The organism is Gluconacetobacter tumulicola, from assembly GCF_014174215.1.
Taxonomy (GTDB): domain Bacteria; phylum Pseudomonadota; class Alphaproteobacteria; order Acetobacterales; family Acetobacteraceae; genus Gluconacetobacter; species Gluconacetobacter tumulicola.
This window is the reverse complement of record NZ_JABEQL010000031.1, coordinates 16,830-37,032: the sequence shown is the minus strand read 5'-3', so window position 1 is coordinate 37,032 and position 20,203 is coordinate 16,830. Positions and strand designations below refer to the sequence as shown.

15 protein-coding genes are annotated in these 20,203 nt (G+C 67.3%); 9 read left to right on the top strand and 6 right to left on the bottom strand.

The genetic code is table 11. The features are described 5' to 3' along the window. Positions 1-77: 77 nt before the first annotated feature. From HLH29_RS16700 to HLH29_RS16685, 4 genes are all read left to right on the top strand, one after another. Entirely contained in the window at positions 78-2,150 is a 2,073-nt protein-coding gene (locus tag HLH29_RS16700) for a glycogen debranching protein (RefSeq protein ID WP_182968519.1), read from the top strand. A gap of 27 nt (positions 2,151-2,177) precedes the next feature. Further along, complete coding sequence (gene glgP, locus HLH29_RS16695; protein ID WP_182968518.1) at positions 2,178-4,694, top strand: alpha-glucan family phosphorylase; 2,517 nt, start codon at positions 2,178-2,180, stop codon at positions 4,692-4,694. A gap of 492 nt (positions 4,695-5,186) precedes the next feature. Beyond that, complete coding sequence (locus HLH29_RS16690) at positions 5,187-7,715, top strand: putative bifunctional diguanylate cyclase/phosphodiesterase (protein WP_182968517.1); 2,529 nt, start codon at positions 5,187-5,189, stop codon at positions 7,713-7,715. Between the two features lie 64 nt (positions 7,716-7,779). Beyond that, the gene (locus HLH29_RS16685; RefSeq protein ID WP_182968516.1) at positions 7,780-9,249 is read left to right on the top strand and encodes an MFS transporter; all 1,470 of its coding nucleotides are present in this window, start codon (positions 7,780-7,782) and stop codon (positions 9,247-9,249) included. Between the two features lie 142 nt (positions 9,250-9,391). On the opposite strand, the gene HLH29_RS16680 is transcribed toward HLH29_RS16685, so the two are convergent. From HLH29_RS16680 to metX, 4 genes are all read right to left on the bottom strand, one after another. Continuing rightward, on the bottom strand, positions 9,392-10,666 hold the full coding sequence (locus HLH29_RS16680; protein ID WP_182968515.1) for a DEAD/DEAH box helicase: 1,275 nt from the start codon (positions 10,664-10,666) through the stop codon (positions 9,392-9,394). A 279-nt stretch (positions 10,667-10,945) separates the two neighbouring features. Beyond that, on the bottom strand, positions 10,946-11,863 hold the full coding sequence (locus HLH29_RS16675; RefSeq protein ID WP_182968514.1) for a BadF/BadG/BcrA/BcrD ATPase family protein: 918 nt from the start codon (positions 11,861-11,863) through the stop codon (positions 10,946-10,948). Between the two features lie 30 nt (positions 11,864-11,893). After that, positions 11,894-12,499 (bottom strand): methionine biosynthesis protein MetW, encoded by a 606-nt coding sequence (gene metW / locus HLH29_RS16670; protein ID WP_182968513.1) that lies wholly within the window; start codon positions 12,497-12,499, stop codon positions 11,894-11,896. 3 nt (positions 12,500-12,502) lie between these two features. Then, positions 12,503-13,657: a homoserine O-acetyltransferase MetX gene (gene metX / locus HLH29_RS16665; protein ID WP_182968512.1), complete on the bottom strand. Its 1,155-nt coding sequence runs from the start codon at positions 13,655-13,657 to the stop codon at positions 12,503-12,505. A 388-nt stretch (positions 13,658-14,045) separates the two neighbouring features. Here metX and HLH29_RS16660 point away from each other — a divergent pair, with 388 nt between their 5' ends. Continuing rightward, the gene (locus tag HLH29_RS16660; RefSeq protein WP_182968511.1) at positions 14,046-14,477 is read left to right on the top strand and encodes an OsmC family protein; all 432 of its coding nucleotides are present in this window, start codon (positions 14,046-14,048) and stop codon (positions 14,475-14,477) included. A gap of 49 nt (positions 14,478-14,526) precedes the next feature. Here HLH29_RS16660 and aroC read toward each other — a convergent pair whose 3' ends face one another. Both aroC and fabI read right to left on the bottom strand, forming a co-directional pair. Continuing rightward, positions 14,527-15,612: a chorismate synthase gene (gene aroC, locus HLH29_RS16655; protein ID WP_182968510.1), complete on the bottom strand. Its 1,086-nt coding sequence runs from the start codon at positions 15,610-15,612 to the stop codon at positions 14,527-14,529. Positions 15,613-15,813: 201 nt separating this feature from the next. Beyond that, positions 15,814-16,653, bottom strand: coding sequence for an enoyl-ACP reductase FabI (fabI, locus tag HLH29_RS16650; RefSeq protein ID WP_182968509.1), 840 nt, complete (start codon positions 16,651-16,653; stop codon positions 15,814-15,816). A gap of 170 nt (positions 16,654-16,823) precedes the next feature. Here fabI and pdxH point away from each other — a divergent pair, with 170 nt between their 5' ends. From pdxH to cysD, 4 genes are all read left to right on the top strand, one after another. Further along, a complete protein-coding gene (gene pdxH, locus HLH29_RS16645; protein WP_182968508.1) occupies positions 16,824-17,432 on the top strand; it encodes a pyridoxamine 5'-phosphate oxidase in 609 nt (202 codons plus the stop codon). 42 nt (positions 17,433-17,474) lie between these two features. Further along, on the top strand, positions 17,475-18,359 hold the full coding sequence (locus HLH29_RS16640) for a universal stress protein (RefSeq protein ID WP_182968507.1): 885 nt from the start codon (positions 17,475-17,477) through the stop codon (positions 18,357-18,359). 303 nt (positions 18,360-18,662) lie between these two features. Beyond that, entirely contained in the window at positions 18,663-19,346 is a 684-nt protein-coding gene (locus tag HLH29_RS16635) for a phosphoadenylyl-sulfate reductase (RefSeq protein ID WP_182968506.1), read from the top strand. A 57-nt stretch (positions 19,347-19,403) separates the two neighbouring features. Next, the gene (cysD, locus tag HLH29_RS16630; RefSeq protein WP_182968505.1) at positions 19,404-20,198 is read left to right on the top strand and encodes a sulfate adenylyltransferase subunit CysD; all 795 of its coding nucleotides are present in this window, start codon (positions 19,404-19,406) and stop codon (positions 20,196-20,198) included. The last annotated feature ends 5 nt before the right edge of the window (positions 20,199-20,203 follow it).

Genomic DNA, 20,203 nt, shown 5'->3' with positions numbered 1-20,203 from the left:
TCGCCGCCGGATTTTCTCGCCTTTCCGCCCCGATCCCGCTAAGCTACGCGCGAACCCCATCCGTGGCGAGCAGGGCCATGCCGAACGCGCCGTTGCCGGTCAGCAGGAGCTTCACCTCGGCCGATGGCGCGCCCTTCCCGCCCGGCGCCGTCTGGCTGCCCGAGGAACAGGCGTTCAATTTCAGCCTCTTCTCGCGCAACGCCACCGCCATCACCCTGCTGCTCTATCGCGCGGACGACCTCATCACCCCCTGCCTGCGCCTGCCCGTCCGCATGCCGCACAACAAGACGGGCGACATGTGGCATGCCCGCGTACCGGCCGGGCAGGCCGGCGACGCCTGTTATTACGGCTATTCCGTCGCCGGCCCGCACCGGCCGGAAGAGGGGCTGCTGTTCGACGCCGAGAAACTGCTGCTCGACCCCTATGCGCGCGGCGTGTTCTTCCCGCCCGACTTCGACCGCGCGGCGGCCTGCCGGCCGGGGCCGACGGCCGGCCGCGCACCGCTGGGCGTCCTGCCCGATCGCACCGGCGCCAGCCCGCCCGCCATCCAGCGCCCCCGTCGCCACGATCACGACCTCATCATCTACGAGCTTCACGTCCGCGCCTTCACCCGCCACCCCTCCTCCGGCATGGCGGAGGCGCAGCGCGGCAGCTACGCCGCGCTGACGGCGCGCATCCCCTATCTCAAGGCGCTGGGAATAACGGCGGTGGAACTGATGCCGGTCTTCCAGCGCGACCCGGTCCACGGCACATTCTGGGGCTACATGCCGCTCAATTTCTTCTCGCCCCACGCGGGCTACGCCTCGGACGGCGCGGTCGATACGGCATGGCGCGAATTCCGCGCGATGGTCGCCGCCCTGCATGAAGCCGAGATCGAGATCTTTCTCGACGTCGTCTACAACCATACCGCCGAGGACCATCCGGGCGGCCCGGTCTGGTCCTATCGCGGCATCGACAATCCCAGCTATTATTCCAGCACACCCGGCACCCCGTTCCGCCCCACCAATCGCAGCGGCTGCGGCAACGATCTGGACGTGGCGGCGCCGGTGGTGCGGCAGCTCATCCTGTCCAGCGCCTGGTTCTGGATCGCGGAGATGGGCATCGACGGCCTGCGCTTCGACCTGGCCTCGATGTTCTCGGTCGACGAAAACGGCCGCGTCAATCTCGCGGAACCGCCGATCATCACCGAACTGTCCACCGCATCCCAATGGTGGCAGACACGGCTGATCGCCGAACCCTGGGTCGGCGACGGCTCGCTGATGCAACTGGGCCGGGCCTTTCCGGGCCGGAGCTGGCGGCAATGGAACGCCCATTTCCGCGACGATATCCGCTGCTTCCTGCGCGGTGACGATGGCTGCGTGCCGGTGCTGATGACCCGCCTCTACGGCAGCACCGACCTGTTCCCCGACGACCGCGCCCATGCCGCGCGCCCCTATCAGAGCGTCAATTACATCGCCAGCCATGACGGGCTGACGCTGCGCGACCTGTTCTCGTTCGACGATCCAGGCCAGATCGCCGCCAATTGCGGGCATGAAGGCACCGAGGGCGCGCCCGAACAGGTCCTGGCCCTGCGCCGCCGCCAGACGCGCAACGCCTTCTGCCTGCTGATGATGGCCAACGGCACGCCGATGTTCCAGGCGGGCGACGAATTCGGCCACAGCCGGGGCGGCGACCCCAACCCCTATGACCGCGATGACGAAACCAATTGGCTCGACTGGCGCCTGACGGAAAACGAAAGCGCCCTGCTGCGTTTCGTACGCATGCTGATCGCCTTTCGCACCGCCCACCCCTCGATCGCGCGCAGCGTCGGCTGGCGCGACGATGTCTCGTGGCACGGCGTCGATGGCGGCGACCCGGATCTGCGCCCGGTCTCGCGCAGCCTGGCCTTCTTCCTGCGGGGCACGGCGATGGAGGATGACGATCTCTATGTCTTCATCAACGGCTGGGACGACACGCTGCATTTCGCCCTGCCCGAGGCCGCACGGGGCGGCGCGCCATGGCGCAGCCTCATCGACACCGCCGCCGCCCCGCCCGCCGACATTCTCGCCGCCGAAACGGCACCGCCGGTCGGCGACATGGCGCGCCTGCCCGCACAGGCCCGCTCGATCCGCGTCCTACTGCGCGGGCGGCACGACACGATCACGGAATAGCAGGAACCACAGCTACGGAGAGGTGACATGGCGGCCGACAGTCCCACGCTGACCCCACGCGCGGCGGAACGCGCGCTGAACAGCCTCGCGCTGGATCTGCTCTGGAGCTGGAACCACGCGACCGACGCGCTCTGGCACCAGATCAACACGGATTGCTGGGCCCACACCCGGAATCCGTGGACGACGCTGAACAACGCCTCGCGCGCGCATCTCAAGGCACTGCTGGGCAAGCCCGCCTTTCGCCGCGCGGTCGGCGATGCCATGGCCGCCCAGGCCGAACGCCTGCGCCGCCCGACCTGGTTCGCCCAGACGCACGACACATCCGCCCTGTCCTGCGTGGCCTATTTCAGCATGGAATACATGCTCAGCGAGGCGCTGCCGATCTATTCGGGCGGGCTGGGCAACGTGGCGGGCGACCAGCTCAAGGCGGCCAGCGACCTCGGCGTGCCCGTGGTGGCGGTCGGCCTGCTGTTCGCCCAGGGCTATTTCCGGCAGGAACTGACACCGGGCGGGCGGCAGCAGGCGCTCTATCCTTTCAACGACCCGTCCCAACTGCCCGTCAGTCCCGTCCTGACGAAAGATGGCGACGTGCTGCGGATTCCGTTCCGTTTCGGCCAGGGGCATGTCTGGGTCCGGGCCTGGAAGGCCATCGTCGGGCGCGCGACGCTCTATCTGCTCGATACCAACGACCCGGCCAATCCGGCGGCCGTGCGCTGCGTGACGACCCAGCTTTATGGCGGCAACGACGACCTTCGGCTGCGCCAGGAACTCACACTGGGCATCGCGGGCTGGCGTCTGCTCGACATGCTCGGCTACCAGCCGGATGTCTGCCATCTCAACGAGGGCCACGCCGCCTTCGCCGCGGTGGAACGCGCGCACGGCCTGATGCAGCGGCTGCAGATCCCCTTCCGCCAGGCCCTGACCATCGCACGGGCGGGCACGCTGTTCACCACCCATACCGCCGTACCGGCCGGTTTCGACCGGTTTCCGGCCGACCTGCTCCGGACCTATCTCTCGAATTACGCCAAGAACCAGCTCGACATTCCACTGGACACATTGCTGGCCCTCGGCCGCGCCAATCCTGACGATCAGGGCGAGCCCTTCAACATGACCTGGCTGGCCATCCGCGCCAGCGGCGCGGTCAACGGCGTGTCACGCCTGCACGGCGCGGTCAGCCGCCGCCTGTTCGCGCCCCTCTTCCCCCGCTGGCCCGAATCCGAGGTCCCGGTCGGCCACGTGACCAACGGCGTGCATACACCAAGCTGGGATTCGATCGAGGCCGACGCGCTCTGGACCGAAGCCGCCGGCACCGAGCGCTGGCGCGGCACGCAGGAAGGCGTGGCCGACCGCATCCGCGCACTGGACGACCGCATCCTGTGGTTCACCCGCTGTCAGGCGCGCAGCTCCTTCATCGGCAAGATCTCCGCCCTGTATGCCGAGCGGCAGAGCTATGCCGACGCCGCCGGATTGTCGGGCCGGCCGGTCCCGGCCCTGAGCCCCGACGTGCTGACGCTCGGCTTCGCCCGCCGCTTCGCGACCTACAAGCGGCCGGACCTGCTGCTGCACGATCCGGACCGCCTGGCCCGCCTGCTGTCCCACCCCGATCGGCCCATGCAGCTGGTGCTGGCGGGCAAGGCCCACCCCGCCGACATCGCGGGGCAGGAGCTCATCACCCACTGGATCGCCTTCTCGCAACGGCCAGATATCCGCGGCCGCGTCGTCTTCATGACCGATTACGACCTGGCATTGGCCGAAATCCTGGTCCAGGGGGTCGATCTGTGGATCAACACCCCCCGCCGCCCGTGGGAGGCCAGCGGCACCAGCGGCATGAAGGTGCTGGTCAATGGAGGGCTGAACCTGTCCGAACTGGATGGCTGGTGGGCCGAGGCCTACGCGCCCGAACTCGGCTGGGCCCTGGGCGACGGGCGCGAACATGGCGAGGACCCGGCGGTGGACGCGGCTGAGGCCGATGCGATGTACACCCTGCTCGAATCCGAAATCGCTCCGTCCTTCTACGCCCGCGATGCCCAGGGCATTCCCGCCGCATGGGTCGCACGGATGCGCGAAAGCATGGCGCGCCTGACACCACTTTTTTCCGCCAACCGCGTGGTGCGCGATTATACCGACCATTTCTACCTGCCGGCGGCCACCCGCTACCATGCACGCCTGGCCAATGGCGGACAGGCGGCGCACGACATCCTGCAATGGCAGGACATGCTCGACACATGCTGGCCCCAGATGCGCATCGAATCGGTAACGATCTCCGAACAGGACGGGCAGCGCCACGTGGCGGTATCACTCTTCCTCGGGCACATTCCACCCGACGCGATCCAGGTGCAGCTCTACGCCAACCCCGTCGATGGCGGCCCGCCCTTCGTCACGACCATCCCCCTCGACGGCTGCCCCGACGCGAACGGCATGACCCATTATACAGTAACGACCGGGCTGGACCGGCCGGCGACGGATTATACCGTGCGCGTCATCCCGGCCCATTGCGGCGTGGCGATCCCGCTGGAGAGCACGCATATCGCCTGGCAGCGATGAAATGCCATCCCGAACATGAAAAGGCCCTGAATCACCGGACGGGATGCAAAAGGATAAAAATTCCACACCCGATACAATAAAGGCGCGCCAGGGTACAGGCACAGGCCTCCCCACGGGGCGCATGATCATCGGCCGGCGGCCCGGCAAGCCATCCTCACTCGCCTCTCGACCAGCGCACGCCGAGCGCATATGCTGTTGCGGCTCTTTAGTTATATTTGCCGCTCACGAACAATGAACCAGGCAGGAATCGTCCATATGGACCTTGCCTGACGTCTCAGGACCACACACGATACCGCACCTCAACACTCAGTATAAGGTCAATCGTGGGAATCAATCAGCCTGTCCTCCCCCTGGCTACGGCGGAAGCCGCAATACGGATAAAGACCTTCTGATGCTCGGAGCCTGTTTGGAAATGCGCGCTGGTGAGCGAAAGCGGCCTGGAACGGGCTGCGCCCGGCGTATGTTTCCGAGCATCGGAGCGGAGCGGCCTGTATGGAAGTGAGCACCGAAGCGCAGGACGCGCGCGTCGGACCGCCTCCAGCGCGCATTTCCAAACGGGCTCTCAAAGGTGCATTGGCGATCCTGCTGTCAATGCTGATCTCGCCATTGGGCGTGCCGGCCCATGCCGACCCTCTGGACCTGCACCCGTCCATCTGCCTGGACGGCGCCGCCGGCATGGTGGAGCAATTGGCCCGGTCTGCCTACAGCATCCGGGGCTGCGCAACGCCGCCCAGGACGGACGGATGGGTCTGGCTGCATCTCTCCGACCCGTCCGTGCTGAAGGACCTGCCTGCGGGCTGGGCGCTGCTTCTCGACGAGAATCGTTTCGATCGCATAACCGTCGCCGCAACGAACAGCGACGGCAGCATCCAGAACTACAGTTATGCCGACGGCGGGGTCGGCCATGACTGGGCCCCCGGCGGCCTGCTGCGATTCGCCTTCGATTCCCCCGGTGTCGAAATCTCCAGCCTGTCGATCGGCTTTCATCATCTCGACGGCGCCATCTTCATCCGCAAGATCGAAGCCCGCACCCCTGATGAGGAAGCCGCGCGGAGCATGGCCTGGCTGATCCTGATCGGGGTGCTGATCGGGGCCCTGATCTCCGCGATGGTCTACAACCTGGCCACCTATAACGGGCGCCGCGATCGTTTCCAGATCTGGTATGCCGTGTGGACCGTGCTGACGCTGGGCTACTGCCTTTCCTGGACGAATTTCCTCGGCCTGTTCGACGACCGCCTGACCGGCCCGCTGGCGGTCAGGCTCAGCGATTGTTTCCTGGGTGCCACGGTCGCCGCCGGAACCATGCTCCTGCTGACCCTCATCGAGTTCGAGGCCCGCCACAAATACCTGCTGTGGACAGGCTATGTCCTGACCGTTCTCTCGACCCTCGCCGGCTTCGCCGCGGCGGCCGACACGCTGCTCCCGCCCGTATGGACCGATCGCGTCTTCAATGCCGTGCTGATCCTGGACGTCGTGTGGATTGCCGCGACGATTGCCGTCGCCATCCGCAGGCGAAGCCGGATCATCTGGTTCTTCCTGCTGGGCTGGCTGCCCGTCATTGCGGTCTTCATGGTGCGGCTGGCCCGCAATATGGGCTTCCTGCCCCAGAGCGACACGATCGACATGGCGACATTCGCCTGCATCGCCTTCGAAGCGGTCGCGCTGTCGGTCACCGTCGCCTGTCGGCTGCGCGATATCGGGCGCGCGCGCGACAGGGCAGCTCGCGCGATGGCCGTGATGCAGACCGAAGCCGAAACGCTGCGCCGCGCGGCAATGACCGACCATCTGACCCAGCTGGACAATCGCGCCGCGTTCCAGGCGGCGCTCGACCAGGCCGACCCGCTGACCACGCTGCTGCTGATCGACGTGGATCACCTGAAATCGGTCAACGATTCCTATGGTCAGGAGCTGGGCGACAATCTGCTGCGTCACATGGCCATGCGCCTCGGCCAGATCGTTCCCGACGGCACCGCCCTCGCCCGGCTGGGGGGCGACGAATTCGGCATCCTCGTGCCCCGATCGGTGGAACAGGCGCTGCTCGAAAGGCTCGATGCCCTTCAGGGAGAACCCTGGTCCCAATCCGGCCGCACCCTGTCGCTCTGGTTCAGCGTGGGACAGACGGAATGCAACGGCTCCCCGGTCTCCGCCATGCATCGGGCAGACCGGGCGCTGTACTGGGCCAAGCAGCGCGGCGGCGGGCGCAGGCAGCCCTACACCGCGGAATTCGACCGCGCCGACAGCCTGGCCGCGCGGCTGCTGGCCGACGCCCCCCACGCCCTCGCGGCGGGGGAATTCACGCTCTACTACCAGCCCCTGATCGATCTGAAGACCGGCCGCCAACGCGGCAACGAAGCCCTGCTGCGCTGGAACCATCCGGAACTCGGCCTGCTGGCGCCGCCCGATTTCCAGATCCTGCTGATGGACGAGACGATCGGCCCCCGGCTGCAGGACGAAGTCATCTCCATCGCCCTGAGCGCGCTGTCCGATGTCGGCGACGGGCTGGCCTATATCGCGGTCAATTTCACCGGCGTGCATCTGCGCGGGGCGGCGGCGGGGCGGCACATTCTCAATCGCCTGCAGGAGGCCGGGGTCCCGCCCCACCGGCTCTGCGTCGAGGTCACGGAAGGCATCGCCCTCGACCATGCGTCCGACGAGATCGCCGAGGCCCTGCACGTCCTGCACACGGCCGGCATCCGCATCGCCTTCGACGATTTCGGCACCGGCTACGCGTCGCTGGTGCATCTGCTGCGCTTCCCCGTCGACATCATCAAGATCGACCGGTCCTTCGTCCGCCAGCTCACGATGCCGGCCCGCAACGCGCACGAGATCGTCCGCTCGGTCATCTCGCTCGGCAAGGCCCTGCACAAGCAGGTCGTCGCCGAGGGAATCGAGACCGAGGCCCAGGCCGCCATCCTGCGGGAACTGGGCTGCGATTACGGGCAAGGCTATCTGTTCGCCCGGCCCGGCCCGCTTCTCCAGCCGCCGATCTACTGGCCCATCCACGACGAAAGCCACGGATAGCAGCCGCATCCCTCCCATCCCGCAGGTTGCACAGTGGGCTGTCGGACAGTAACAGGCAGCGTTCATGAGCTCTGATACCCCGTCGGGGACACCCCTCCCCCATTCCGCGGCACGGCCGGCCCGCGCCGCGACCGGCTGGGGGGCCCTGTTTTCCGGCGGCAACGCGGCGCGCTCCATCACCCTCTCCGCCGGCGTCGTGCTGCATGCCATCAACCTGTACATGGCCATGACCGTGCTGCCCTCGGCGGTGCGCGATATCGGCGGCATGCGCTATTACACGTGGAACACATCGCTTTTCGTCGCGGCCTCGATCGTCGGCTCGTCGCTGTCGGCGCGCGCGCTGGGCCGTTTCGGCCCCCGCACCGCCTACGCAATCGCGGTCGCCATCTTCGCCACCGGCGCCGTGCTGTGCGCCACCGCTCCCGCCATGCCGGTGATGCTGGCCGGGCGCATGATGCAGGGGGTCGGCTCGGGCCTGCTGGTCTCGATGGCCTATGCCGTCATCCGGCTGGTCTTCCCGCCCGGCCTGTGGCCACGGGCCATGAGCATGCTGTCCTCGATGTGGGGCGTCGCCACGCTGATCGGGCCGGCCATTGGCGGCCTGTTCGCGGGGCTGGGCGTCTGGCGCGCCGCCTTCTGGACGCTGGCGGCGCTGTCGATCCCGTTCGCCACGCTCGCAACCTGCGTGCTGCCGCGCACCACCGGTGTCGAAGCCGGCAGCTTCCCCGGCATCGCCTGGCGGCAGATCGCGCTGATGGTCGGCTCGGTGCTGTGCCTGGCCGTGGCCGGCGCCAGCCCGCATGGATGGGAAAACCTGGCCGGATGCCTGATCGTGCTGGGCCTGTTCGCCTGCCTCGCCCATCTCGAACGGCAGGGCGGCACGCGCCTGCTGCCCGCACGCGCGCTGGTCTGGGGCTCCAGTCTGGCCCCCTTATACGCCCTGATGGGCTGCCTGGCCCTGACCGTGGAAGTGATCGAGATCTTCGCGCCGCTCTTCTTGCAGGATCTGCACCGCCAGCCCCCCCTTACCGCCGGCTATCTGTCGGTACTGATGGCCGCCGGCTGGTCCACAGGCTCGATCCTCAATGCCGGCGCCCCACCTGCCCGCGTCGCATGCGCCCTGGTCGCCGCCCCCGCGCTGGGGCTGGCCGGCATTCTCTTCCTGGCCTTCTATCTGTCCGTGCCCACCGATGGCGCATGGCAGGCGATGGCGCCCGTCTGCGTCACGTTCCTGATGGTGGGCCTGGGCGTCGGCACGGCGTGGCCGCATCTGCTGACGCGCGTATTGCTCACCGCCCAGCCCGCCGACCGCGACCTGGCCTCGGCCTCCCTGACCACGGTGCAGCTCTACACCACGGCACTGGCCGGTGCCTGGGCCGGCATGATCGCCAACATTGCCGGCCTGGCAGACCCTGGCGGCATGGTGGGGGCCGAAAGGGCGGCATTCTGGGTGTTCGCGCTGTTCGCGATCATGCCGGCCATGGGTATTCTGACAGGATGTTCTTTTTTGAAAAAAAGAACCAAAAAACTTTGATTCGTTCAGGAGTTTTTTGCTGGGCCATACGATGACCCAAGACGAATAAAAGTCTTTTTGCTTCTTTTTCTTCAGAAAAAGAAGAGACCTTCCCCCCAAAGAAGAAAGGGCGCCCCGTCTTCCAACGGAGCGCCCCCTTCAATCAGGCAACGCGACGCGGAGCGCCACGATGCTGCCCGCCGCCCGAGCGGGACTGGTTGCGGCCACCGCCGCCACCCCCACGGCCCCGGCCACCGCCGCCGCCCAATACCGGCGGCCGCATGGTCGATTTCTCGGCCGCCTCGGAATGGTACGGATGCTCCATCACCACCGGGATCGGCTTGCCGATCGCCTTTTCGATATCGCGCAGCCACGCCCGCTGCTCGGCATCGCACAGCGACACCGCCCAGCCCTCACGCCCGGCGCGGGCCGTACGGCCGATCCGGTGAACATAGCTCTCCGGCACGTTGGGCAGGTCGTAGTTGAAGACGTGCGTGACGTCATCGACGTCGATGCCGCGCGCCGCAATGTCGGTCGCCACCAGCACCTTGACGGCACCGGAACGGAAACCCGACATCGCCCGCTCGCGCGCACCCTGCGACTTGTTGCCATGGATCGCCTCGGCCACGATACCGTGGTCGTTCAGGAAGGCGGCGACCTTGTTGGCCTCATGCTTCATCAGCGTGAACACCACGGCGCGCTCGACCTTGGGCGAGTCCACCAGCATCTGCAGCGCGTCACGCTTCTTGTCGGTATCGACGAACATCACCGCCTGGCGGATACGGTCGACGGTGCTGGACGGCGGCGTGACCTGCACGGTCGCGGGGTCGCGCAGCAGGCCATGCGCCAGCTCGGCAATGCTGCGCGGCATGGTCGCCGAGAACAGCAGCGTCTGCCGGTCGCGCGGCAGCTCGGCCACGATGCGGCGGATGTCGCGGACAAAGCCCATGTCCAGCATCCGGTCGGCCTCGTCCAGAACCAGCACTTCCAGCCCGGACAGGTCGATATGGCCCTGGCCCATCAGATCCAGCAGACGGCCGGGGGCGGCAACCAGCACGTCGACGCCACGGCGCATCGCCTCGACCTGCCGGCCCTGGCCGACACCGCCGAAGATCACGGCATGGCTCAGGCGCATATGGCGGGCATAGGCCTTGAAGCTCTCATCGATCTGCGATGCCAGCTCGCGCGTCGGCGCCAGAACCAGAACGCGCGCGCCCTTGGGGGCGGCACGGCGATGATGGGTCAGCAGCCGATGCAGGATCGGCAGCGCGAAGGCCGCCGTCTTGCCGGTGCCCGTCTGCGCCAGGCCCAGCAGGTCCCGCCCGGCCAGCAGGTGCGGGATGGCCCCGGCCTGGATGGGGGTCGGGGTGGTGTATCCTTCCTCGTTCAGCGCGCGCAGCAACGGCTCGGCAAGCTGAAGGTCGGCAAAAGTCGTCATGAAATGAAGCGCCTCCGGGCACTCGGCAATGGCCGGATTCCTCACGACAGGATGAGCATCCGGAAAGACTTGAAAGGAAAACACGACGCACGGTTCGCGCCCCTGCCTGGCAGGGCACGCTGTCATTCACCGTAATCCGTGGGTCAGAAAGGGTCTCTTGTCCGTCCAGTCCGTGCCCCCCGCATCAATAAGGCACGCGCGTACAAGTCCAGATACGGGACAGGCGGGGACCGTCCACGGGCGAGGCTTCTACCCGCATGCGCTCCCCACCGCAAGTCCTTATTCCGGCTGGCTGTCTCCGGGCGCCTCCGGGGCGGCCTCATGCAGCCGCCGCGCCAGCAGCATCGCACCGTCGATCGCATGCCCCCTCGGCACCGACAGACCGGCCTGCGCACCGGCGGAAAGATAAGGCAGCAGCACCGGCGCCAGCCCGCCCAGCAGGCAGCAGGGCAGCGCCCCGAAACCGTCCGCCGCGCGCAGGGCGGCCAGCAGCGCCTCGACCTCCGCCCCGGCACGGGCCAGCAGCCCCCGCGCCTGCACGTCCCCCTGCTCCGCCAGCGCGCAGACCAGCGGCGTCACCCGGGCGAAATCTGCAGCCCGCGCACCAACCGCCCACAGCATCGGCTCCGCCCCCTCATCCGCCAGCCGCGCGCGCACCGCCTCGCTCAACAGCGTGGGCCGCGCCCGGCCATCACCCGCGCGCAGCATCAGCCGGACAGCCTCCAGCCCGATCCAGGCCCCGCCACCCTCGTCCCCCTGCGGAAAGCCCCACCCCCCGACCCGCCGGGTGGCCCCGCCGACGATAGCCAGCCCCACCATCCCGGTTCCGGCCGCAATCATGGCCCCGTCTTCGCCCGCATGGGCCCCGACGCAGGACGTATAGGCATCCGAGACGATATCGAGGCGCGCGAACAGCGCCGGCCGGGCCAGGAACCGCGCCACGGCCCCGCTCACCTCGGTCCCCGCCAGCCCAGCCACGGCAACCAGCCGGCATTCCGCACCCGACAGGCCCGCCCGCGACAGCGCCAGATCCAGCGCCTGACCAATCGAATCCCACGCCTGCCCGGCATCGGTGGCGATATTGGCGGGTCCGCCTTCCCCTTCGGCCAGCAGAACACCCTCCGGCGTCGCCAGCCGCAGGCGCGCCCGCGTCCCACCCCCGTCGATCCCGACCAGAACGGCAGGGCCGCCCGTCACGACAGGTCCGTCAGTGTCTGTAGCAACAGCTCAATGTCCCCGGCGGCGTAATAGAAACAGCGCCTGCTCACCGAACAGATTGGCCAGCCGGATGGAGCGGCGCCACGGCGCGCGCTCACCATCCTCGTCCACCGCCATCCACTGCTCGACCACATAGCCTTCCTCGCGGCACAGCATCAGGAAGTCGAGGATGGTGCACGGATGAATGTTCGGCGTCTGGTACCACGGCGTATGCCACACCGCCGTCATCGGCATCCGTCCGCTCGTCAACAGCTTCAGCCGCAACTGCCAATGGCCGAAATTGGGGAACGAGACGATGGCATGCCGTCCGATCCGCAGCATCTGCCGCAGCACCTCGCGCGGCCGCTCGACCGCCTGCAAGGTGCGCTGCAACACCACATAATCGAACGCCTCGTCGGGATAATGCGCCAGATCATGGTCGGCATCGCCATGCATCACCGGCAGCCCGTGGGCGACCGAGCGCGTGACCTCGCGCATGTCGATCTCGATCCCCCGCGCATCGCAGCCTCGGGTGCGGAACAGGTAATCCAGCAACGCCCCGTCACCGCTGCCGATGTCGAGCACCCGCGTGCCGGGACGGATCATGTCGGCAATCAGCCGCTGGTCAAGGCGCATGGGTCAGCCGATCCGTGCATGTTCGGCGGCGCCGGACAGGAAGCCGCGCACCGTCCGGTCGAAATCCGGCTCATCGAGCAGAAAGGCATCATGCCCCTTGTCGCTGTCGATCTCGACGAACGACACGTTGGCCGCCGCGCGGTTCAGCGCCCGGGCCAGCAGCCGCGCCTGCGAGGTCGGGAACAGCCAGTCGGAGGTGAACGAGACGATGCAGAAGCGCGTGCGCGTGCCATGGAAGGGCCGCGACGGGTCCCCGTCATGGTCGGCGCCCAGGTCGAAATAATCCATGGCCCGCGTGATGGTCAGATAGGAATTGGCATCGAACCGCCGCACGAACGACGATCCCTGATGCCGCAGATAGCTCTCCACCTCGAAGATCTCGCCGAACAGCGACATCGCCCCCGCCTGGTTATACGGGTCGCGCCGCACCCGGCGGCCGAATTTCCGCGTCAGCGCCTCTTCGGACAGGTACGTGATGTGCGCCATCATCCGCGCCACCGCCAGCCCGCGCGCCGGCACCGCGTCCTGCTCCCAGTAGCGCCCGCCATGCCAGTCGGGATCGGCGAAGATCGCCTGCCGGCTCACCTCGTTGAAGGCGATGTTCTGCGCCGAATGAAAGGGCGAGGTCGCGATCGGCATGGCGGCGAAGACCATGTCGGGGAAGGTGGCAGCCCATTCCAGCACCTGCATCCCGCCCATCGAGCCGCCGACCACGGCGAACAGCCGGGCAATGCCCAACGCATCGACCACCAGCTTCTGCGCGCGCACCATGTCGCGGATGGTGATGGGCGGAAAATCGGTGCCCCACGGCTCGCCCGCCACGTCGGGGCGCGGATCGCGCGGCCCGGTCGAGCCCATGCAGCCGCCCAGCACGTTCATGCAGATGACGAAGAACCGGTCGGTATCGATCGGCAGCCCCGGCCCGACCATGCGGCTCCACCAGCCCGGCTTGCCGGTCAGCGGGTGGGTTTCGGCCAGATACTGGTCGCCCGTCAGGGCATGGCAGACCACGATCGCATTATCCCGCGCCGCCGACAGGGTGCCATAGGTCCGATACGCGACCCGCACCGGCGCCAGCCGGAAACCGCATTCAAGCTGCATCCCCTCGGGAAACAGCATGTGCGCATGCTCGATCTGGGTGGGCGTTGTCTGGTCCATTGCGCGGGCAGGCATTCCGTCATGAACGATTGCAGGGCGCGGGCAACATCCCCGTCACGGTCGGTCGTCCTATGGCACCAGCGCCGAACACACGCAACAGGAGGCTGCGCCCAAATCCATTATCCCATGCGCAGAGGCTGTTGCAAAAGCTCCGATGGTGAGCGGAAGCGTGGCGCCAGCCACGCGTCTGGCGGTGGTTTTTGAGCATCGGAGCGGAGCGGCCTTGATGGCCGAGAGCACCGAAGCGCAGGAAACCGCCGTCAGGCCGCCGCCAGCGGGGCTTTTGCAGCAGCCTCTTTCACCGGATCGTGTGCGCTCCGGCAGGTCCCTCCCACGCGGCACCGCGTTATGGTCGGGCACTCCGCCAACCATCGAAGGAACCGACGCCATGACCATCAAGAAATTCGGCACCGCCCACTGGGAAGGCGGCCTGAAGGACGGCAAGGGCACCATTTCAACCGAAAGCGGCGCATTGTCCGCCCTGCCCTACGGCTTCAACACCCGCTTCGAAGGCGTGGCCGGCACCAACCCCGAGGAACTGATCGGCGCATCCCATGCCGCCTGCTTCGCCATGGCCCTGTCGGGCATCCTCGGCGGCGCCGGCCTCACCGCCACCGCGCTGGACGCCAAATCGGTCATCTCGCTGGAAAAGCAGCCCGACGGCTTCGCGGTCACCGCCGCCCACCTGACCCTCACGGCCACCATCCCCGGCGCGACCGAGGAACAGTTCCAGGACCTCGCCGCCAAGGCCAAGGCCGGCTGCCCGATCTCCAAACTGCTCAAGGCCGAAATCACGCTGGAAGCGACGCTGAAGGCCTGACCAAAAACGCGCTGGTGAGCGCCTGATCGCCACCAGCGCGCATTTTGGGTCAGGCGCGCGGATCGTGCCCGGTCTGTCCTCTGTGACGCAGCAGATGATCGGCCAGCACACACGCCATCATCGCCTCACCGACCGGCACAGCCCGAATCCCCACGCACGGATCATGCCGCCCGCGCGTCGAGACCTCGACATTCTCCCCACTCCGCGTCACCGAGGGAACGGGCGTGAGAATCGAACTGGTCGGCTTCACCGCAAACCGCGCCACCAAAGGCTGGCCGGTGGAAATCCCACCCAGCACACCACCCGCATGGTTGGCGCCGAAGATCAGCCGCCCATCTTCCATCCGCATCGGGTCGGCATTTTCCTCGCCGGTCAGGGCAGCAGCAGCGAACCCGTCACCGATCTCGACCCCCTTCACGGCATTGATGCTCATCAGCGCCATCGCCAGATCGGAATCGAGCTTGCCGTAAATCGGCGCCCCCAGCCCCGGCGGCACGCCCTCAGCCACGATCTCGACCACCGCACCGACCGAAGACCCGGCCTTGCGCACGGCGCCCAGATACTCTTCCCACACCGGCACCATCTCCGGATCGGGGCAGAAGAACGGATTGTCCCCAACCGCGTCCCAGTCCCAGCGCGCCCGGTCGACGTCATGCGTGCCGATCTTCACCAGCGCGCCGCGAATGCGCACGCCCGCGCCAAGCACCTGCCGCGCCACGGCACCCGCCGCCACCCGCATCGCGGTCTCCCGGGCCGAAGACCGCCCACCGCCGCGATAGTCGCGAATGCCATATTTCAGGTCATAGGCCACATCGGCATGGCCCGGCCGATAGCGCTCGGCGATATCGCCATAATCGCGCGACCGCTGGTCCACATTGCGAATCAGCAGCGAGATCGGGGTGCCGGTCGTCTGTCCCTCGAACACACCGGACAGGATCTCGACGGAATCGGGCTCCTGCCGCTGGGTGGTGAATTTCGACTGGCCGGGCCGCCGCTGGTCCAGCCAGGGCTGGATATCGGCCTCGGACAGCGCGATGCGCGGCGGGCAGCCATCGACCACACAGCCAATCGCCGGCCCATGACTCTCCCCCCAGGTCGTCACCCGGAACAGATGCCCGAAACTGTTATCCGACATGACCCGATAATCCCTTCACTACCACCCAACCCGCCCGCAAAACCTGCCCGGAGATGTGGGCTGGTGAGCGAGAGCGGCCCAACGGGCCGCGCCCGTCGTGTGTTTCCGAGCACCGAAGCGGAGCGGCCTTGATGGCCGTGAGCATCGGAGCACAGGAAACGCGCGCCGGATCGCCACCAGCGCGCATCTCCGGGCAGGTTTTCAGTCGCTGGCGACGCTGATGTCTGGCGCCGTGGGGTTCTTCATGCCCACGATATTATAGCCGCAATCCACATGATGGATCTCGCCGGTCACACCGCCCGACAGGTCGGAGAGCATATACAGCCCCGCCCCGCCGACTTCCTCCAGCGCCACATTGCGCTCCAGCGGCGCATTGTACTGGTTCCATTTCAGGATATAGCGGAAATCGCCGATCCCGTTGGCCGCCAGCGTCATGACCGGCCCGGCAGAGATACCATTGACGCGAATCCCGTCCCGGCCCAGATCGGCCGCCATATAGCGCACCGAGGCCTCCAGCGCCGCCTTGGCCACGCCCATGACATTGTAATGCGGCATCACCTTCTCGGCGCCGAGATAGGACAGGGTCAGCATCGACCCGCCATTCGTCATCAGCCGCGCCGCCCGGCGGGCAACGGCGGTGAACGAGTAGCAGGAAATGTCCATCGCGGTCAGGAACGCATCGCGCGGCGTGTCCACATAGCGCCCGCGCAGGAACTGCTTGTCCGCCCAGCCGATGGCATGGACCAGGAAGTCGAGCGTGCCCCACTCTTCCTCGATGCGGGCGAAGGCCTCGTCCATCGCGGCGTCGTCCGACACATCGCACGGCAGCACCAGCGACGAGCCCACACGCTCGGCCAGCGGACGGACGCGCTTGCCCAGCGCCTCGCCCTGATAGGTAAAGGCCAGCTCGCCGCCCTGCGCCGCCACGGCGTTGGCAATGCCCCAGGCGATCGAGCGGTCATTGGCCACACCCATCACAAGTCCGCGCTTGCCCTTCATCAGGGTACCGGTGGCCGGGGCTTTGGACGCGCCGTCTGACATGATAGAATCCTCGGAATGGATGGAATATGGCATGATCGGAATGGCGCCGTGGTTGCACAAGCGCGCGCGTCGGACAAGATCCGAGCGGCGAAGCAGCCCCGGTTTCACCGAATGCGTGGCATGCCGGCCATGTTTCCACCCCCCGCCCGGCCAGAATGGGACCGACCGCTATGACCACGCCACTGATCGACCTGGGGTCCGATCCCTTCGCCCTGTTCGCCCACTGGATGCGCGCGGCCGAAGCCGCCGAACCCAACGATGCCAATGCCATGGCGCTGGCCACCGCCACGCCCGACGGCAAGCCCTCGGTGCGGATGATCCTGCTCAAGGGCGCCGACCGGCGCGGCTTCGTCTTCTATACCAACCTTGAAAGCCGCAAGGCCGGCGAATTGCTGGAAAACCCGCAGGCCGCGCTGCTGTTCCACTGGAAGAGCCTGATGCGGCAGATCCGGATCGAGGGACCGGTCGAACCCGTCACCAACGAGGAAGCGGACGCCTATTTCGCCAGCCGCTCGCGCCTCTCGCGGCTGGGCGCCATCGCCTCCGACCAGTCCCGCCCCCTGGCCGACCGGGCAGTGTTCGAACAGAGGCTGGCCGAGGAAGAGGCCCGCTATCCGGAAGGCACGCCGATTCCGCGACCGGCCGACTGGTCCGGCTTCCGCCTGATTCCGGAGCGGATCGAATTCTGGCAGAACCGCGCGCACCGACTGCACGACCGGGCGGTATGGCGCCGCACGGGCAAGGATGCGGGGTGGGAGACGACGCGCCTCTACCCCTGACCCTTCCCGCTGACGACGTTCCTGGGATTCTGGAGAATAACATTGAAGAATATACAGAAAATCCTTCTACCCCTGAACGGGACGTCCAATGCCGAGGCCGCCCTGGCCACCGGCCTGCTCTTCGCGCGGCAGTTCGGCGGCCATATCGCCGCCCTGCATGTGCGCGCCGACAGCCGCGACGTCGCCCCCCTGGCCGGCGAGGGCCTGTCCGGCGCGATGGTCGAGGACATGATGTCCGCCGCCGAGCGCGAGGGCGCACGCCGGGCGCTGGCCGTGCGCGAGGTGTTCGCGCAGTTCACCACCGATAACGGCGTGACGGTCACCGACGCCATCCCGCCCTTCCACGGCAACCCGATCGGCAGCGCCTCGGCCAGCCTCGTCACCATGATGGGCCGCGAGCACGAGGTCGTGACCTACCGCGCCCGCCTGTCCGACGTCACCGTGGTCCCCCATCCGGATTCGGGCGAGGAAATCTCGTCGTCCGAGACCCTGCACGCCATCCTGTTCGACAGCGGCCGCCCGGTCGTCATCGCCCCCCGCCGTGCCCCCACCACAGCCGGGCGGCGCATCTGCATCGCCTGGAACGGCACGTCGGAAGCCACGGCGGCCCTGCATCACATCCTGCCCTGGGCGGCCGAGGCCGAGGCGGTGCGCATCCTCTATTCCGGCGATTATCAGCGCCGGGGCCCCGAAGCCCGCGATGCCGCCGACTACCTGACCATCCACGGCATCCACGCCGACCTGGTGGAATTCGGCGACCCGGACGAGACGGTGGGCGCCAGCCTGCTGGCGGCCTGCCGCGATTTCGGTGCCGACATGCTGGCCATGGGCGCCTATTCCCACTCCCGCCTGCGTCAATTGATCCTGGGCGGTGTCACACGCCATGTTCTGGAGAATGCCGAAATCCCGGTGCTGATGAGCCGCTGATCCTCCTCATCATAGGTGCCATGCCAAAAATACCACGCCAATAAGACGTATATTTCACTTGAATATCGATCGAAGAATGGTTAGATCCCTCCTCAAAGCACGATAACCTCTCGTGCATTGAGAGGCTGCTTGCAAAGTCGGCCTGCCGAGCGAGAGTGCCGCATGGCGGCACGGCCGGCGTGCATTTTTGAGCATCGGAGCGGAGCGGCCTTGATGGCCGTGAGCACCGAAGTGCCGCAAATGCGCGTCGGATCGCCGGCAGGGTGACTTTGCAAGCAGCCTCCGAGGATATGGGTCTGCACCGTGCATATCGAGCCGACGATCATCCATGCTATCCAAGCTGCCGGCGAAGACGCGCCGGCGATCCTGCGCGCGGCGCTGACCGGCATCCCGCATGGGCGGATCGGCCTCGTCTCCTCCTTCGGCACCGAATCCGCCGTGCTGCTGGCCCTGGCGGCCGAGATCGACCCGTCGGTCCCCGTGCTGTTCCTGGAAACCGGCCAGCATTTCCCCGAGACGCTGGCCTATCGTGACCAGCTCATCGAACGGCTGGGCCTGACCGGCGTGCGCAACATCCACCCCGACCCGGCGCAGATCGCAGCCCGCGACCCGCAGGGCCAGCTCTGGGCCTTCGACCCCGATGCCTGCTGCGCCCTGCGCAAGGTCGAGCCGCTGGACGAGGCGATCATCCCCTTCGACGCCTGGATCACCGGCCGCAAGCGCGGCCAGGCTGCCACGCGCAGCCACCTGCCGGTGCTCGAGCCCCAGGCGGATGGCCGCTTCAAGATCAACCCCCTGGCACGCTGGACGGCGGCGGAACTGGATGCGGAAATGACGCGCCGCGACCTGCCCCGCCACCCGCTCAGCCACCTGGGCTATCGCTCGATCGGCTGCGCGCCCTGCACGCGTCCGGTCGGCGAGGGCGAGGACCCTCGCGCCGGCCGCTGGGCCGGCATGGCCAAGACCGAATGCGGCATCCACGTCTGAGCCCAGCCGCGACGACCCCGAACCCTTTTCTGCCGAACCTGCAAGGTAGCGCCCACCATGGACGATCTCGACCAACTCGAAGCCCAGAGCATCTACATCCTGCGCGAGGCGTACCGGAAGCTGAAGCCGCTGGCGATGCTGTGGTCGCTGGGCAAGGATTCCAACGTCATGGTGTGGCTGGCGCGCAAGGCGTTCCTCGGCCGGGTGCCCTTCCCGGTGATGCATGTCGATACCGGCAAGAAATTCCCCGAGATGTACCGCTTCCGCGACGAATATACCCGCAAGTGGGAGCTTGAACTGCTGCTGGGCGACTGCCCGCCGGTCGAAGAGATCGACCCGACCCTGCCCCCGGCCGCGCGCTCCGCCGCGCGCAAGACCGCAGGGCTGGCGACGATGATCGAGAAATACAAGCTGGAAGGCGTCATCGCCGGCATCCGCCGCGACGAGCAGGCCACCCGCGCCAAGGAACGCGTCTTCAGCCCGCGCGGGTCGAGCCATAAATGGGACGTCCGCAACCAGCCCCCCGAATTCTGGGACCAGTACGCCACCCCGCATGAAGAGGGCGTGCATATCCGCGTCCACCCGCTGCTGTCCTGGCGCGAGATCGACATCTGGCGCTATATCGAGCGCGAGGGCATCCCGCTGGTCGACCTGTATTTCTCCAGGAACGGCAAGCGCTACCGCTCGCTGGGCGACCAGGACATCACCAGCCCGATCGAGAGCGACGCCGCGACGGTGGCCGAAGTGATCGCCGAACTGCAGACCACTCGCACGTCCGAGCGCGCCGGCCGCGCCATGGACCATGAATCGGAAGATGCGTTCGAGCGGCTGCGCGTCGCCGGCTATCTGTGAACCCA